At 50.2% G+C, this 15,981-nt stretch carries 15 protein-coding genes; 12 read left to right on the top strand and 3 right to left on the bottom strand.

Features of this window, described 5'->3' with window-relative positions:
- The first annotated feature begins 55 nt into the window (after window positions 1–55).
- From AC1MEO_RS09860 to AC1MEO_RS09830, 7 genes are all read left to right on the top strand, one after another.
- A complete protein-coding gene (locus AC1MEO_RS09860; RefSeq protein ID WP_480329927.1) occupies window positions 56–631 on the top strand; it encodes an MEDS domain-containing protein in 576 nt (191 codons plus the stop codon).
- Window positions 632–805: 174 nt separating this feature from the next.
- On the top strand, window positions 806–1,252 hold the full coding sequence (locus AC1MEO_RS09855; RefSeq protein ID WP_480329925.1) for a DUF4385 domain-containing protein: 447 nt from the start codon (window positions 806–808) through the stop codon (window positions 1,250–1,252).
- Between the two features lie 67 nt (window positions 1,253–1,319).
- Window positions 1,320–2,207: a TIGR01777 family oxidoreductase gene (locus AC1MEO_RS09850; RefSeq protein WP_480329923.1), complete on the top strand. Its 888-nt coding sequence runs from the start codon at window positions 1,320–1,322 to the stop codon at window positions 2,205–2,207.
- A 147-nt stretch (window positions 2,208–2,354) separates the two neighbouring features.
- Window positions 2,355–2,624 carry an RNA polymerase sigma factor gene (locus AC1MEO_RS09845; RefSeq protein ID WP_480329922.1) on the top strand — a complete coding sequence of 90 codons (270 nt, stop codon included), beginning with the start codon at window positions 2,355–2,357 and terminating at the stop codon, window positions 2,622–2,624.
- 152 nt (window positions 2,625–2,776) lie between these two features.
- Complete coding sequence (locus AC1MEO_RS09840) at window positions 2,777–3,250, top strand: MarR family winged helix-turn-helix transcriptional regulator (RefSeq protein WP_480329920.1); 474 nt, start codon at window positions 2,777–2,779, stop codon at window positions 3,248–3,250.
- Complete coding sequence (locus tag AC1MEO_RS09835; RefSeq protein ID WP_480329919.1) at window positions 3,247–4,971, top strand: ABC transporter ATP-binding protein; 1,725 nt, start codon at window positions 3,247–3,249, stop codon at window positions 4,969–4,971. Before AC1MEO_RS09840 ends, AC1MEO_RS09835 begins: the two co-directional genes overlap by 4 nt.
- On the top strand, window positions 4,968–6,794 hold the full coding sequence (locus AC1MEO_RS09830) for an ABC transporter ATP-binding protein (protein ID WP_480329917.1): 1,827 nt from the start codon (window positions 4,968–4,970) through the stop codon (window positions 6,792–6,794). The genes AC1MEO_RS09835 and AC1MEO_RS09830 overlap by 4 nt, the downstream gene beginning before the upstream one ends.
- A gap of 46 nt (window positions 6,795–6,840) precedes the next feature.
- On the opposite strand, the gene AC1MEO_RS09825 is transcribed toward AC1MEO_RS09830, so the two are convergent.
- Window positions 6,841–7,665, bottom strand: a complete 825-nt coding sequence (locus AC1MEO_RS09825; RefSeq protein WP_480329915.1) for a CPBP family intramembrane glutamic endopeptidase — start codon at window positions 7,663–7,665, stop codon at window positions 6,841–6,843.
- Between the two features lie 189 nt (window positions 7,666–7,854).
- Here AC1MEO_RS09825 and AC1MEO_RS09820 point away from each other — a divergent pair, with 189 nt between their 5' ends.
- Both AC1MEO_RS09820 and AC1MEO_RS09815 read left to right on the top strand, forming a co-directional pair.
- Window positions 7,855–8,028 carry a hypothetical protein gene (locus AC1MEO_RS09820; protein ID WP_298825206.1) on the top strand — a complete coding sequence of 58 codons (174 nt, stop codon included), beginning with the start codon at window positions 7,855–7,857 and terminating at the stop codon, window positions 8,026–8,028.
- Window positions 8,029–8,592: 564 nt separating this feature from the next.
- The gene (locus tag AC1MEO_RS09815; protein ID WP_480329913.1) at window positions 8,593–10,764 is read left to right on the top strand and encodes a penicillin-binding transpeptidase domain-containing protein; all 2,172 of its coding nucleotides are present in this window, start codon (window positions 8,593–8,595) and stop codon (window positions 10,762–10,764) included.
- A gap of 498 nt (window positions 10,765–11,262) precedes the next feature.
- On the opposite strand, the gene AC1MEO_RS09810 is transcribed toward AC1MEO_RS09815, so the two are convergent.
- The gene (locus tag AC1MEO_RS09810) at window positions 11,263–11,604 is read right to left on the bottom strand and encodes a hypothetical protein (protein WP_480329911.1); all 342 of its coding nucleotides are present in this window, start codon (window positions 11,602–11,604) and stop codon (window positions 11,263–11,265) included.
- A gap of 668 nt (window positions 11,605–12,272) precedes the next feature.
- On the opposite strand from AC1MEO_RS09810, the gene AC1MEO_RS09805 reads away from it, so the two are divergent.
- The 3 genes from AC1MEO_RS09805 to AC1MEO_RS09795 all read left to right on the top strand — a co-directional run bounded on the left by AC1MEO_RS09805 (window position 12,273) and on the right by AC1MEO_RS09795 (window position 15,135).
- Window positions 12,273–12,662: a MerR family transcriptional regulator gene (locus AC1MEO_RS09805; protein WP_480329909.1), complete on the top strand. Its 390-nt coding sequence runs from the start codon at window positions 12,273–12,275 to the stop codon at window positions 12,660–12,662.
- 38 nt (window positions 12,663–12,700) lie between these two features.
- Entirely contained in the window at window positions 12,701–14,008 is a 1,308-nt protein-coding gene (locus AC1MEO_RS09800; protein ID WP_480329907.1) for a hemolysin family protein, read from the top strand.
- A gap of 71 nt (window positions 14,009–14,079) precedes the next feature.
- Window positions 14,080–15,135: a hemolysin family protein gene (locus tag AC1MEO_RS09795; RefSeq protein WP_480329905.1), complete on the top strand. Its 1,056-nt coding sequence runs from the start codon at window positions 14,080–14,082 to the stop codon at window positions 15,133–15,135.
- A 674-nt stretch (window positions 15,136–15,809) separates the two neighbouring features.
- Here the strand turns inward: AC1MEO_RS09795 and AC1MEO_RS09790 are convergent.
- Entirely contained in the window at window positions 15,810–15,980 is a 171-nt protein-coding gene (locus AC1MEO_RS09790) for a hypothetical protein (RefSeq protein WP_480329903.1), read from the bottom strand.
- Window position 15,981 lies beyond the last annotated feature (1 nt).

The following is a 15,981-nucleotide window of genomic DNA, read 5'->3' as shown; positions in this document are numbered from 1 at the left end:
TACTTAACCTAGAAAATCGATATTGATGATATTAACTGGTTAAAGGGATGATGAATTGAACAAGAATATGCTGCAATTGTTTGATGAACGGCGTGATGTCCACGTATTATATTCGTATGATGAAATTGAAATATATATCGATCAAGTCGTTGCTTTTGCCAAGCACGGCGTTGGAGCGGGAGATTACGTCATCTTGATTGAAAATCCCCGTTTGACTCCAAAAATCCACGATGCGCTGAAGATCCAGCTGACAGCGGCGCAACTGGAATTTATCCATTTTGTAAAAAGCTTTGATTTTTATTACTCAAGCGGCAGTTACCATCCGCCTGCAATCCAGGCCTATTTCGAAAAAATGGTTGAACCATACCTGGCAAAAGGGGCAACTTTCAGGTCTTGGGCGCATGTGGAATGGGCGACGATGGAAGATCCTATGCACTTGGTAAAGGACTTTGAAAAAATCATCGATGTCGCGGTGAAGGAATTGGATTTTCCATTGATTTGCGCCTATGCCAACAAATCGATGCCGGAAGACATCAAAACCATGCTGCTCGAAGCGCATCCGTATATTCTGGTTGAAGACGACCTGATCGTTTCAGACCTGTACATTTCAACAGAAGTTCAACAGCAATAACCACCCACGCTCCGAGGCAATCGGGACGGGTTCCAACACTGCCGGAAAATTCCGCAGTGTTTTTTTATGGGGAATTGGAACTCCTGGCTAAACACTCGGGCCCTTTAAACTCTTGGATTCGCCCACCCCAATGGAGGGTATAACTCTAACAAAGCACAAAAGGAGTCGATCTGCATGGCGTTTGATTATGAGTTGGATTATAAGAACCTGGATTTGCGGAAGCATCCGGAGCTGTACCGGGTGGGAAAAGGCGAGCAGGGCGTGCTGCTGGTGGAGCCGTATAAGAGTGAAATCCTGCCGCATTGGCGTTTCAAGACGCCGGAGATTGCGCAGGAGTCGTGCGATAAGATTTCAGAGATGTTCGAAGAATACCGCAAGCAGGATGATTTTGTCGGCATGGATATGGCGCGCAAGTTTATCCAGATGGGCTATACGCGTGCGCGCCGCTACACCAATTACAAAGGCGGCCGCAAATACAATGAAGACGGCAGCATCAAGGAGCGCGACATCGATCCGGTCAAGGCGGAGTCGGCGGCAATCTTCAAGAAGCGCTGGGATGAAATCCGGCAAGATGAGGATTACCTGGCGCGCAAAAAGAAACACCAAAAAGAATTCGGCTGATGCGCATCTTTTATTGGAATAGGGCGTCAAATACCACAAGAACAACTTACAGAAAATAGGTGATGAGATGAAGAAGATCGTATTGGCTGGAGGCACCGGCTTTGTCGGGCAGTATTTGGAACGGAAATTTACAGACCAGGACTACCAGGTCATCATCATTTCACGGCAGCCGGACCACTTGAATTGGAGCAACCATACCGGAATCGTCCAGGCTTTGGAAGGCGCCGAAATGGTGGTCAACCTGGCGGGGAAATCGGTGAATTGCCGCTATACTGAAGCCAATAAGCGGGAAATATTCGATTCGCGTGTAGAGACGACGGAAGCGCTGGGTACGGCGATTCTGGCCTGCGACAATCCGCCGCCGCTGTGGATCAACTCCAGCACATCGACCATTTACCGCCATGCGGAAGACCGGCCGATGACGGAAGCGAACGGCGAATTCGGCAGCGGTTTTTCAGTGGAGGTCGGCAAAGCTTGGGAACAGGCATTTTTCACCTTCAAGCTGCCGGACACGCGGCAAGCGGCACTTCGCCTGTCGATTGTCCTCGGCAAAGACGGCGGTGTCATGACCCCTTATGAAAATATGGTGCGTTTCGGGCTCGGCGGCAAGCAGGGCAATGGGCGCCAAATGTTCAGTTGGATCCATCTGGAAGACGTTTACCGCATCATCCTGTTTATCCGCGACCATGAAACCATCAGCGGCGTCATCAATACAACTTCTCCTGAGCCTGTCACCAACCGCGAATTGATGAAGCAATTGCGTCGGGCGATGGACCGGAAAATCGGTTTGCCGGCAACAAAATGGATGCTGAATGTGGGTGCCGTGGTTATCGGAACCGAACCGGAATTGATCTTGAAGAGCCGGTGGATCCTGCCTGAGCGGCTGCAGCAGGCTGGCTTCAAGTTCACTTATCCAACGCTCGACAAAGCACTGCAAAACATTCTTCAAGATTAAATCGAATAGACCAATAGCACCAGAAAATTCAGCGGAAGCCGGATTTTGCTGGTGTTTTTTCTTTTATTTCAACAAAATGTCTTTATTTCGAGATAGTTGGGTTTAGGACGATGGCCTTAAGGCAATGGCAAAGGAGGGGGTGGCAAATTGACCATAGATGAGAGATTGATGACTGGCATAGTGAACCGGGACCAACAGGCCTTGGCGGATTTGTACGACCGATATCACCGCATCATCTGGAATATAGCGCGCCAAACCGGTTCAGATCTATCCGTCTGTGAGCAGCTTGTCGCCCATGTATTCCGCACGGTCTGGACCGATCCGCAAAACTTTATGCAGAGCCATAAATTGTTGGTGCTGTTGATTGCCTGCTGCCGTTCGCATAGCGCGGGAACCGCCACAAAAAAATGTTCCTGAAACATCCGCATCTCCATCAGTTGGAGGTGTTTTTATTTTGCCGAAAATCCGGAACGCCAAAGTTGACGGGGTGCAACAATCGGAGTAGCTTAAAGAGAGCATAAATGATTGTTCCATTTGGAACGGTTCAGAAATGAAAGATGGTGAAGCAGATGAACGATCAGAAAGAAATGGACGCCTCTATGCAATTGATGCTGTCATTTGCCCATGTGCAGAAAAACATGGTGCGTTTTATTCAAAAGTCGGCAATGGAAAAAGGGCTGTCGGTTCCGCAGTATTCGATCTTGATGACGATCATCAGCTGCAAGGAAATGACGCAGAAAAATATCGGGGAAAAGACTTTCCTGCCGAAAAGCACCTTGAGCCAAGCGGTGGACGGGCTGGTCAAAGAAGGCTATCTTGACCGCCGGCAAGTCGAGGACAACCGCCGCGAAACGTTGCTGGCACTCAGTCCAGCCGGCCAAGCTTTGGTGGAGGAACTCCATCTCCAGGAAGACGGGCTGCATCAGGTCTTCAAAGCGGCGAGTGAACAGTTTACAAACGATCAAGTAGCAGAGCTGCTCGATGCCCACCGGAAAATTTCGGCTTATTTAGCGGATATAGAATTAGAGGTGGCTGCGAAATGATCAAAATCCTGAAAAACCTCAACCCCTATAAATGGGTGGTGCTGGCGGTTGTCTTGCTGGTTTTCGGCCAATCGATAGCAGAGCTGTTCCTGCCGACTTTGATGGCGGACATTATCGATAATGGCGTCGTCAAAGGCGACATTCCGTATATTTGGAAAATCGGCGGCTGGATGCTGCTGGTCTCGGCAATCGGTGCTGTTGCCGCCGTCTTTGCCAGTTTTTATTCGGCTAAAGCGGCGATGGGCATGGGCCGTGACTTGCGGCACAAAGTGTTCAAGCATGTCGGCCAATTTTCGCTGCAGGAATTCGATGAAGTGGGAACGGCCTCGCTGATTACGCGTACGACAAATGACATCACCCAGGTGCAGCAAGTGGTCATCATGATGCTGCGCATGGTCATCAGCGCACCGATCATGCTGGTCGGCGGCGTCTTCATGGCGGTTTCGAAAGACGCCAAGTTGTCGCTGGTTATCATCGGCGCAATGCCGATCCTGGCCGTTTCGATCCTGTTGATCTTGAAATACGGCATGCCTTTGTTCCAGGAGGTCCAAAAGCGATTGGATGGCCTGAACTTGGTGGTGCGTGAAAACCTGACAGGCATCCGCGTCATCCGCGCCTTTAACCGTGAGCCGGAGGAAAAAGCACGTCTTCAAAAGGCCAACCGTGAATTGGCCGATGTCTCCATCAAGGTCAATAAAATCATGGCCTTCCTGATGCCGGTCATGATGCTGGTCATGAACATGACCGTCGTCGCTGTTATTTGGTTCGGCGGCATCCGCATCAACAACGGCATCATGCAGATCGGTGATTTGATGGCATTTATCCAATACGTCATGATGATCATGTTCGCGTTGGTTATGGCGTCGTTCATGTTCGTCATGGTTCCGCGTGCAGCGGTATCGGCGAAGCGCATCAACGAAGTATTGGAAATGAAACCGGCATTCAAAGACGATGGCACCGCCAAAGCGGACCGCACACGCGGCACGCTGGAGTTCGAAGACGTTTCCTTCTATTATCCGGGAGCGGAAGAACCGGCGCTGTCGAACATCAGTTTTTCGGCCAAACCAGGGGAAATCACAGCGTTGATTGGCGGAACAGGTTCCGGCAAATCGACGCTGGTCAACCTGGTGCCGCGTTTCTATGACGTCAAGAGTGGAACGATCCGAGTCAACGGTGTCGATATCCGTGAAGCTTCGCAACAGGAAATCCGTTCGAAAATCGGCTTTGTGCCGCAAAAAACAATCTTGTTCACCGGAACGATTGCGGACAATATCCGCTTCGGCAAACAAGACGCCACTCAAGCAGAAATGGACCATGCGGCAAGCATTGCGCAGGCCACAGAGTTTATTGATCAGATTGATGGCGGCTATGCGGCTGAAATTGAGCAGGGCGGCTCTAATCTGTCAGGCGGACAGAAACAGCGCCTGTCGATCGCCCGTGCCTTGATCCGCAAGCCGGACTTGTATATTTTCGACGACAGTTTTTCGGCGCTTGATTTCAAGACAGACGCCAAGCTGCGCAAAGCCTTGAAAGATGAAACGAGAAACGCCACCGTGCTGCTGGTCGCACAGCGCGTCAGCACCGTGGTCGACGCGGACCGCATCATCGTCTTGGAAAAAGGGAAAATAGTGGGCATGGGGACACACGATGAACTCTTGAAATCCAATGAGGTCTACCGTGAAATCGCCCTATCCCAGCTGTCAGAGGAGGAAATCGCATGAGCAAGATGGGGCCTCCTCACGGCGGAGCAAATATGCCGGCAGAAAAAGCCAAGGATTTTAAAGGCACATTCCGCCGCCTTGTTTCTTATTTAAAACCGCGCCGCAAAAAGTTGGCGGCGGTGTTCCTGGTCGCAATTCTTAGTACGGTGTTCGCCATCGTCGGACCGAAAATCATGGGAATGGCGATCACCGAACTGTTCGAAGGCGCTTACGGGCAATTGCAGGGAGTTCCGGGCGGCGGCATCGACTTTCGTGTCATCGGCCAGATTCTCGCAATCCTTGCCGGGCTGTACCTGTTCAGCAGTGTGTTCAGCTATATCCAGCAATACATGATGTCGACAGTGGCACAGGATACGGTCTATGATCTGCGACAGGACGTCAATAAAAAACTGGAGAAATTGCCGCTGAAGTATTTTGATGGCCGGCCAAACGGCGAAACCTTGAGCCGTATGACCAACGACATCGATACCATCGGCAGCACGCTGCAGCAAAGCTTGACGCAATTCATCACCTCCATCGTCACCATCGTTGGGATTCTCGTGATGATGCTGACCATCAGTCCCTTGCTGACCTTGATTGCGGTCGTTTCGTTGCCGCTGTCCTTGTTCGTCATCGGACCGATTCTGAAAAAATCCCAGAAATATTTCAGCAGCCAGCAAGAAAATCTGGGCCGGCTGAATGGCCACGTGGAAGAAATGTACACAGGCCACCAGGTCGTCAAAGCGTTCGGGCATGAAGCGAAATCCAACGAGCAATTTGATGCCGTCAATGAAAAGCTGTACAATGCCGGGCGCAAAGCCCAGTTCATCTCGGGGATCATTATGCCGATGATGACGTTGATCGGCAACTTAAGTTATGTGCTGATCAGCGTCGTCGGCGGGATTCTGGTGACGCAGCGCGCCATTTCCATCGGGGATATCCAGGCGTTCATCACCTATTCCAAACAATTTACGCAGCCAATCACCCAAACGGCCAACATCGCCAACATCATCCAGTCGACGGTTGCCGCCGCTGAGCGGGTCTTCGAATTGCTCGACGAGGAAGAAGAAGTCAAGGAAGTGACGACTTCTGTCCTGGCACGCGCGAAAGGCGCAGTCGCTTTTGAAGACGTCGACTTTGGTTACGGGGACAAATTGTTGATCGAGAAAATGAATATCAATGTTCAGCCAGGGCAAACAGTGGCGATCGTTGGGCCGACCGGTGCCGGCAAAACGACGTTGATCAATCTGTTGATGCGCTTCTACGAATTGAATGGCGGGCGCATCACCGTTGACGGTTTTGATTCGCGTGAAATGTCGAGAAACGAGCTGCGCCAGAACTTCGGTATGGTGCTGCAGGATACATGGCTTTTCAACGGCACCATCCGCGACAACATCGCCTACGGCAAAACCGGTGCCAGTGAAGAGGAAATTTTGGCAGCGGCAGAAGCGGCGCACGCCGACCATTTCATCCGCACTTTGCCGGATGGCTACGATACCGTCCTGAACCAGGAAGTCTCGAATATTTCCCAGGGGCAAAAGCAATTGCTGACCATCGCCCGTGCGATTCTCGCCGATCCGCCGATCATGATCCTGGATGAAGCGACTTCAAGCGTCGACACACGGACGGAAATCTTCATCCAACAAGCTATGAACCGGTTGATGGAAGGCCGCACAAGCTTTGTCATCGCACATCGCCTGTCGACCATCAAAGACGCCGATTTAATTCTCGTTATGGATAAAGGCGCAGTCATCGAGCAAGGCACGCACCAACAGCTTCTCGACAAAGACGGCTTCTACGCCGATCTGTACCAAAGCCAGTTTTCAACCAAAGTGGCTGTATGAAAATGAAAAAGGTCCACTGTGCAGTTTTGCACGGCGGACCTTCTTTTTATTCCTGGATAGATTCTTCTTCCGGTTTCTTGTGTGTTTCAAGATTGCGCGCCAGCCAGAAAATGGCGCCCAGCAGCAGTAAGGCGCTGATGCCGAGCACGACTGCGTTCGGCGTCGCTTTCGTGTAGATATCCGCGACATCGAAAATCGCGATCGATTCCGGCCAGGTTGGCGCAAGGAACATCGCAGCCGCCGCCAAGGAGTTATTGATGATATGCAAAAGGATCGGAAGCAGCAGGTTATTGGTACGCAAATATAAGAGAGACGCGACGACGCCAAACAAGAACGCGCCGATGACATCGAGATGCAAAATGCCGAACAACAGGCTGGAGATCAAAATGCCGCCCCATACCGAGGTTTTGCCGATCAGCCGCTTCAGCAGCACGCCGCGGAACATGAACTCCTCGACCACCGGCGCCAAAATGGCGATGGTGAAAACCGTGAAGACGATGTACAACGGCGTATCCGGTATCGGCAGCGCCTCCAACATGAAATTGACCAGCCACGGGGCAATCGGCGCCAGCATGAACAGCTGAAACCAGAACATGCTGATTGAAAAGGCGATCGACACTGCCACTAAGGCGAATAAAACCGGCAGCCATTTCTGGACGCCGCTCAATGACAGCACGTTCCAGACGGAGGTATTGTGCTTGCGGAAATAATAGCCGAAATACAGCCCAGGCACCAGAACATACAGCACCAATTGGCTGACGACATCAAATGTCATATCACTGGCATCCAAGAGGATCAAGCCGATCATGGTGGCGATCATCCCTACTACAGAAAACAAGATCAAATAACGCGCCTTCATCTGCTCAAACATGGAGCACCGCCTTCTTTTTATTTTCACAAGATCATCGTTTCACATTAGGTATATAGAGTATACGCCATTTCCCGCAGGGGGTTTCATTTTAATTGCGCCTATTTTTAGACAAAAGGGGGCGGGGCAATGTATGCTTAAAGCAGTTTACCTGACCGTTTTGGCGGCGGGGAGAACGGAAGGATGATTCAGATGGCATTTCTAGACAAACTGAACCAATTGAAAGACAAGTCAATCGAAAAAGGCAAAGCGCATTGGGAAGAAAACAAAGACGACTACAAAGAAAAAGCAACAACATACAAAGAGAAAGCGATGGTCATGAAAGACGACGTTGCGAATAAAATCAAAGAGAAAACCAAAAAATAATCCATGAGTTAGTTAGGCGAACGTCGCCTGGCTATTTTTTTTGTGGAAAATTCGAGTTAATAAGCATATTGTGGGTTTCTATGTGAAGGGTGTGGGCTCTTACCTGAAGCTTTGAGGTTTCTACATGAAAGTTTTGTGATTCTATCGGGAGAGTGCGAGGCTACCTGAGAGTTGTGGGTTTCTACAAGCATCGTACGTGTTTCTACATGAAGCTTGCCGGCTTCTACATGAATGCTTCGCGATTCAATCGGGATGGTGTGAGGCTACCTGAGAGTGGGGGGTTTCTACAAGCATGATACGTGTTTCTACATGAAGCTTGTCGGCTTCTACATGAACGCTTCAAGATTCTAACGGGATGGTGTGACGCTACCTGAGAGTTGTGGGTTTCTACAAGCATGATACGTGTTTCTACATGAAGCTTGTCGGCTTCTACATGAATGCTTCACGATTCTAACGGGAGAGTGTGAGTCTACCTGAGAGTTGTGGGTTTCTACAAGCATGATACGTGTTTCTACATGAAGCTTGTCGGTCTCTACATGAACGTTTCGCGATTCTAACGGGAGAGTGCGAGGCTACCTGAACAACCACGGCTTCTACAAGCACATATCACATTTCTACCTGAACGCTTCGACTTTCTACATGAAACTCTCAACTCTCTACACGCCACACTCCCTAATTAGAAAATTCAGTCTTTATATTAATGAAGATTCAAGCGATAATAGAAGAAAGCAAAAGAGCGGAGGTCATTTGATGAGAAAGACCATCTTTTTTCTATTGATACTCCTATTGACGGCGTGCCAGGAGGAAGAGGCGCAGCCGGCTCCCGAGCCGCCGCCGGAAGAGCCAGCCGAAACGGTTGGATCGCCGGAAGCGCGGGTTGCGGAATTTATTGAGCTATGGAAAAGCGGCGACTTTTCCAACATGCACGCGAATTATTTGAACCAGGGCACGCAAACGGTTTACGGCGAGGCGAATTTTGTGGTCTGGCAACAGGAGCTTCATGAGCAGTTGGGGATCGACAATCTGGAGGTTTCCTACACCGAACTCGCAGAAGACACCGAATGGAATAAAGAACAGCCCGCTGATTTCCCGATTCAAGTGGCGTTCGATACAATGATCGGGCCGGTGGAATTCGAAAAGACGTTGACGCTGTTATATGAAGCACATGGAGAAGCGGAAGACTGGTTTGTTGAATGGGATCCGTCTTTTATTCTGCCGAATCTTGAAGCTGGCGATCAGGTGTCGACCCAAATCACTGAAGGGCCGCGCGGGGAAATTGTCGACCGCAACGGCCAAGCGATCGCTTCCAACAGCAGCGGCTATGAAGTCAGTGTGGTTCCGGAAAACTTCGACACTTCCAAAAAGCAGCAGCTCGCGCAGTTGCTGGGGATGAGCGAGCAGGCCGTCGACGACAAGCTCAACCAGCCGTGGGTGCGGCCGCATTACCTTGTGCCGATTGCGCAGATCAAGGCGGATCAATCTACCTTGGATGAGCTGTTCACGATTCCCGGCACGTCCCGCGTCGAAGTGGCGATGCGCAATTATCCGTATGGCCGGGCGCTGTCGCATATCAGTGGTTACATGGGGCCGATCACTGCCGAGCAGCTGGACGCCTGGAGCGGCCAGGGCTATTCGATCGAAGCCCTGGTCGGTCGGCAAGGCTTGGAGGAAATTCTGCAGGAGCGGCTCCGCGGGGAGGCAGGCGGCCGCATCATTCTGAAAAAGCAGCGGGAAAACGCCGTCATCACGTCAGTCGACAATGAACCGGTGCCAGGTGAAACCGTGGCGCTGACCATTGACGCCAAGCTGCAGCAGGCCATTTATGGCGTGATGAGGGAACGGGCGGGAACCAGTGCCGCCATCGATCCGGCTACCGGAGAAACGCTGGCGCTGGTCAGCTCACCGGGTTTCGACCCCAATGAATTTATTCCGAACATCACCAATAGCCGCTTCCAGGAGCTCGCCAATGATCCGCTGCAGCCGTTTTTCAACCGATTTGCGGCCATCTATGCGCCGGGTCCGGTGATGCAGCCGATCACTGCGGCCATCGGATTGGAAAGCGGGACGCTCGATGCGGATGAAGGCCTCGAAATCACCGGCAAGTCGTGGCAGCGCTACCGTTCGTGGGGGGATTACCGGGTCACCCGGCCGCGTGATGACGTGCCGAACCCGATCGATTTGGACAAAGCGCTGGTCCATTCCGACACCATCTACTTTGCGCAACAGGCCCTTAATATGCAAAATGACGATTTCCGGACCGGCCTCGAAAACTTCGGTTTTGGCGAAGCCATCACTTATCCAATCGAGCTGACGCCGTCCCGCATTTCGCAAAACGGCACATTTGGCTCGGAAGGCCAGCTTGCCGGCACAGCTTCCGGCCAGGGGCAGATGCAGGTCAACATCCTGCATATGGCGACTCTGTACAGCCCTATTTTGAATGGCGGCAAGCTCTACAAGCCGACCCTGTTCCTCGATGACCAGGACGAGCAAGTATGGAATGAAAACCTGTTGGACGCTCCAGATGCGGAGGTGCTGCAGGCGGGATTGGCCAATGCCGGCCGCGAGTTGGGACTGGAAATCGCCGGCAAAAGCGGCAGCGCGCGTGAAAGAGGCGAGCAAAATGGCTGGTTCGTCGGCTATAGCCTGGTGAATCCCGATTTGATTATCGCAATGATGGTCGAAGGGGAAGAAGAGGTGGGGGGATTGGTGGAGCAGGTTTTCGCAGCGCGGGAATAAAACCTGAAAATAAGCAAGCGGGCCAGGCGGATGTTGCCTGGCTTTTTTTGTGGCGGAAATTGGGTGCTCCTGCAGCCAATTTAGAGGGAAATGCTGGGGGTTTCCGGGTAACTGGAGGGCGCGGCTGGTTGCTAGCCGGGTGTTTTCTGTTTCTACCTGAAGGTTTTGGGTTTCAACCGTCATCTTTTAGCTTTCTACCTGAACCTTTTGGGTTTCTATCGGGATTCCAGCTTTCTACCTTAAAGCTTTTCGGTTCTACTTGAAAGTTTTGGGTTTCAACCAGCACCTTTCAGGTTTCTACATGAACGTTCCTCATCTCTAACAGCATCCCAGCTTTCTACCTCAACTTTTCCCGATCTTACATGAACTTTTTGCTTTCTTACCTAAACCTTTCACCGCCCTACATCTACTGAATTCCAATAGCTATACATCGCCCCAATCTCCTCTTAAATACACAAAAACAGGCGGCCCATGGGCAACCTGCTTCACAAACTTCCACTATTCAAACCGCTCATTCTCGGGCGGCCCCAACTTATCGGTCAGAACCTCCAAGATGTCATCGAAATATTTTCCTTCGTACCACATTTCCTTATACGACGCCGAACGGATAATCGCTTTCTTGTCTACTTTCGTCACATCGATCTGTGCCGTGTGGCTGGACCCTGTCTCCTCAATCTCCTTTTTCTTCTCCTGGATAAAAGTCTCCATATCATCCGGCTCGTAATGCTGGAACGTCTCCACCACCTCGTCAAACAGCGGCATCGTGTCCTCTGAGCTTTCGAACAGCCAGGAGTACCCCTCATTCTCATTAGCCAAGCGCAAAGTCAGTTGATATTCCAAAAACGCCATCTCCTTTTCCAAGCTATTTGCCGAACATGAAAATCGATTTTACGAATAAACCCCGTGGCTAAAAGCAGTTATCCAGCAAGAAATTGCTGTATTAGGGTTATACCCGATTGTCCGGCCGACAGTCCTGGGAAATCAAAAAAACAGCCTGGCGAAAAATTGAAGGGCTACGCGGATTTTCCCTGCTTTCCTGAAGCCATTTGTTGAAAATCATCAACTCAGCTCGGAGTTTGACTGGAAAATAGCGGATCTGGCTAATCAAAACAGAGTGAAAAGAGGTTTGTTTGCGGAAAACTGCTCGTTGTTTGCGCAATACCCGGGTTTGTTTGCGGAATCCCACACGTTGTTTGCAGCAAGGCTCTACCCCACAAACCCTGATTGGAAAAAGAAGAAAGAGTGCCGGGAGCACTCTTTCGCTAAAATCAATTCTCCATTCATAAGTAAAAATGTCTAAATATTGTCAATTATGTTGAGGGACTCATTATTTCCACTGAAAAGCAGCACGTAACACTGTATGCTTTTTAATAACATGTGCTATTATTTTTTATTACATAGAGAAACTGCTTTGCTGCAGTGGATCAAAACGGATTTTAGCTGCCAACTATGTTTCTGGAGGCTGAAAGAGATCAAAAAAAGGAGGCGTCTGCATTGGGAAGGACTTAATGAAAATCGGGGAAATTGCAAAAATGAGCGGGGTATCAACGAGAACCATCGATTATTACACGGTATCCGGATTGCTTTATAGCGAGCGTTCTGAAGCCAATTACCGGCTTTATCCGGCTTCTGTCCTGCAGACGCTCGAACGTATCCAGCTGTTGAAAAAACAGCGGCTGTCGATTATGGAAATCAAGGAGATCCTCGACGCACCACCGGAAAGTTCAGAAACGGAAGAGCTGGTGGAAGAAGTTACTGAAGAATTCGAATGCCTGCAACAAAAAATCACGCGCTTGGAAGAGCAATTGAAAGATGCGCCAAGTTCCGTGAAGCTGCACATCAGCAAAGCGCTTGAGCATCAAGTGGCAGCCATTGCCGCCTTGGTCGCTTTGCTGTAATTAACTTTGGAGGTGAATCCCTTTTACAGGGAAGACACGTGGATATAGTTATCTTATTGAACTTAGTGTTATTAGTGATATTGATCGCCTTGACGGCTTTTTTCGTCGGCTCGGAGTTTGCGGTCGTTAAAATCCGCATGTCGCGGCTCGACCAATTGATTGCGGAAGGCAATAAAAAAGCAGTGATGGCCAAAAAAGTAGCGACGGATCTGGACTACTACCTGTCCGCCTGCCAGCTCGGCATCACCGTCACCGCACTCGGACTGGGTGCACTCGGGAAGCCGACCGTCGAACGTTTGATGTACCCGATCTTTGATTTTTTTGCAGTTTCAGATACGGTGGCATCGACTGCTTCCTACGCCATCGCCTTCTTGCTGGTGACTTACCTTCACGTGGTCATCGGGGAAATGGCGCCGAAAACATTGGCGATCCAGTTTGCGGAAAAGATGTCCTTGCTGTTGGCACCGCCGCTCTACTGGTTCGGACAAATCATGAAACCGTTCATCTGGACATTGAACGGAGCTGCCCGCGTCCTGCTGAAACTTTTCGGCGTTCAGCCCGCAGGCCACGAACAGGCTTATTCGGAAGAAGAACTGAAAATCGTTATGGCCCAGAGCTTTCAAGGCGGAGCCATCAATGAAACGGAGCTTTCCTATATGGAAAACGTCTTTTCATTCGATGAGCGCGTTGCCAAGGATATCATGGTGCCGCGTACCGAATTGGTGACGCTCGACAAAGACATGCCCTTGGAAGAAATCATTGAGATTCTGGATGAAAATAACTATACGCGTTATCCCGTGACAGAAGACGGCGACAAAGACCGCGTTCTCGGTTTTGTCAGTGCCAAAAAAATGCTTCCTCACATTGTTGCAGGACGCGAATGGCAGCTTGAAGGATTTGTCATGGAATTGCCGACCATTTTTGAAATGACTGGCTTGCAGGATGCGCTATTGCGCATGCAGAATGCCCGCGTCCACATTGCCCTTGTGGCGGATGAATACGGTGGCACTGCCGGTATGATCACAATGGAAGATATATTAGAAGAAATCGTCGGCGAAATCCGCGACGAATTTGATGCCGACGAAGTTGCGGAGATCAGCAAAGTCGCTGACAATCAATACTTGCTTAACGGCCGCGTGCTGTTGAAAGATCTGGAGGAGCGCTTTGGTTTAGAATTTGATGAAAGCGAAGAAATCGATACCATCGGCGGCTGGATTCATTTCAAGAGCCCGGGAGAAGTAGAGACCGGTGCAAGCTTTACGGAATCGAATATTTCGTGGACAGTCGTCGAAATGGACAACCAGCAGATCAAGCAAGTCATGTTCCATAAACATTCAAAAAACTAAAGTGGCTTTATTGAATCGCATTGGACTTAAAAATTTAATGGAGGTGAATCCCTCGTTTTGAGGGAGACGAATTGGATGGACAAATAGTGATTAATTTAATACTCGTGGCGTTGCTGATCCTCGGTACCGCATTTTTCGTCGGTGCCGAATTCGCCATCTTGAAGGTTAGGATGTCGCGGATCGACCAACTGATTTCAGAAGGCAACAAGAAAGCCGTACGTGCCAAAGAAGTGGCCAATCATCTGGATTATTACCTGTCCGCCTGCCAGCTTGGGATTACCGTCACCGCCCTGGCCCTTGGTGCACTGGGAGAGCCGACAGTTGAACGCATGCTGCATCCGCTGTTTGAGACTTTTGAAGTTTCGCCTGCGCTATCGACTGTTCTATCCTACGCAATCGCCCTTACTCTCGTGACGTTCCTGCACGTAGTCATCGGAGAATTGGCGCCGAAAACATTGGCGATTCAATACGCCGAGAAAATGACGCTGTTGCTCGCACCGCCGCTTTACTGGTTCGGTAAAATCATGAACCCGTTCATCTGGGTGATGAACGGGTCGGCACGCCAGCTGCTGCGTTTATTCAAAGTAGAGCCGGCCGGCCATGAAGTAGCCCATACGGAGGAAGAATTAAAGCTGATTATGGCGGAAAGCTTCCAAAGCGGGGAAATCAACCAAACGGAGTTGACGTACTTGAAAAACATCTTCGCCTTTGACGACCGCATTGTCCGGAACATCATGATTCCGAAAGCGGATATCGTCTCAGTCGACAGCCGCCTGACGCGTTCGGAGTTGTTTGAAGTATTGGACGAACATGAATACACCCGGTATCCGGTAGCCCAACATGGCGACAGGGACAGCTTGATCGGTTTCATCAACACCAAAGAGCTGCTGACCAGCATGGCGGCGGGACGCGCACAAGATCCGGAATCGTTCATCCATGAGATGCCGCGCTTCCCGGAAACCACACCGATCCAAGCCGTATTGACTAAAATGCAGCAAAGCCGCACGCATATGGCGATCATCACCACGAAAGACGGTGCCATGTCAGGCCTTGTGACGATGGAAGACATTTTAGAGGAAATCGTCGGCGAAATCAGCGACGACTCGTTCGAAGCAGAACCGACCTGATTGCAATAAAAAAGGAGAGAAGCCCGAGGGTTTCTCTCCTTTTTTTGCTTTATCTCGATCTTTTCGATCTTCAGCATAATAAAAGTGATGAATTTTCGGGGATAAGGAGGTTGTTTGCGGGATAGGCGGGTTTGTTTGCGGAATAGGCAAGGTTGTTTGCGGAATACGCCAGTTTGTTTGCAGTAAGCCTGAAAACCCAGATGAATGGATGAAAAAAGCTTCAGGCAAACCCCGTGCCCGAAGCTTTTTTGAAGGACCTTTCATCAAAGCATAACGGCTCTAACGCAGAAATCTGCGGGCATAATCGCGTTGTTTGCGGAATAAGCGGGTTTGTTTGCGGAATCCCGCCCGTTGTTTGCGGAATACGCAAGGTTGTTTGCAGTAAGCCCGAAAACCTGGACGAATGGATAAAAAAGCTTCAGGCAAACCCCGTGCCCGAAGCTTTTTTGATGGTCCTTTCATCAGAGCATATTTGCTCTAACGCAGAAATCTGCCGGCATAATCGCATTGTTTGCGGAATAGGCGGGTTTGTTTGCGGAATCCCCCGCGTTGTTTGCGGAATAGGCAAGGTTGTTTGCGGTAAGCCCGAAAACCGAGATGAATGGATGAAAAAAGCTTCAGGCAAACCCCGTGCCCGAAGCTTTTTTGTTGGTCCTTTCAATGAAGCATAGGTGCTACAGACTTTTCCCGCGCAGCTCCAATTGCTTTTGCTCCAACGCAATTTTGTCGCGTTGCAATTGAATTTCAGCCAATTTGATCTGTGATTTTCGGTACATCTCGAAAGCAATCAGCAGGAGGAAGCCGGTGCCGAGAATGCCCATCAACAAGAATAATCCAATCTCCAAA

It is taken from the genome of Planococcus sp. BI3 (genome assembly GCF_056680115.1).
The sequence above is the reverse complement of the archived record's forward strand: the minus strand, read 5'-3'. Positions and strand labels throughout refer to the sequence as shown.

Excerpts from the sequence above, each read along its gene's own strand:
- AC1MEO_RS09820 (WP_298825206.1), top strand. The coding sequence starts at position 7,855 with ATGGCATTTCTAGACAAACTGAACCAATTGAAAGACAAGTCAATCGAA.
- AC1MEO_RS09855 (WP_480329925.1), top strand. The coding sequence starts at position 806 with ATGGCGTTTGATTATGAGTTGGATTATAAGAACCTGGATTTGCGGAAG.
- AC1MEO_RS09840 (WP_480329920.1), top strand. The coding sequence starts at position 2,777 with ATGAACGATCAGAAAGAAATGGACGCCTCTATGCAATTGATGCTGTCA.
- AC1MEO_RS09825 (WP_480329915.1), bottom strand. The coding sequence starts at position 7,665 with ATGTTTGAGCAGATGAAGGCGCGTTATTTGATCTTGTTTTCTGTAGTA.
- AC1MEO_RS09835 (WP_480329919.1), top strand. The coding sequence starts at position 3,247 with ATGATCAAAATCCTGAAAAACCTCAACCCCTATAAATGGGTGGTGCTG.
- AC1MEO_RS09805 (WP_480329909.1), top strand. The coding sequence starts at position 12,273 with ATGAAAATCGGGGAAATTGCAAAAATGAGCGGGGTATCAACGAGAACC.
- AC1MEO_RS09850 (WP_480329923.1), top strand. The coding sequence starts at position 1,320 with ATGAAGAAGATCGTATTGGCTGGAGGCACCGGCTTTGTCGGGCAGTAT.
- AC1MEO_RS09830 (WP_480329917.1), top strand. The coding sequence starts at position 4,968 with ATGAGCAAGATGGGGCCTCCTCACGGCGGAGCAAATATGCCGGCAGAA.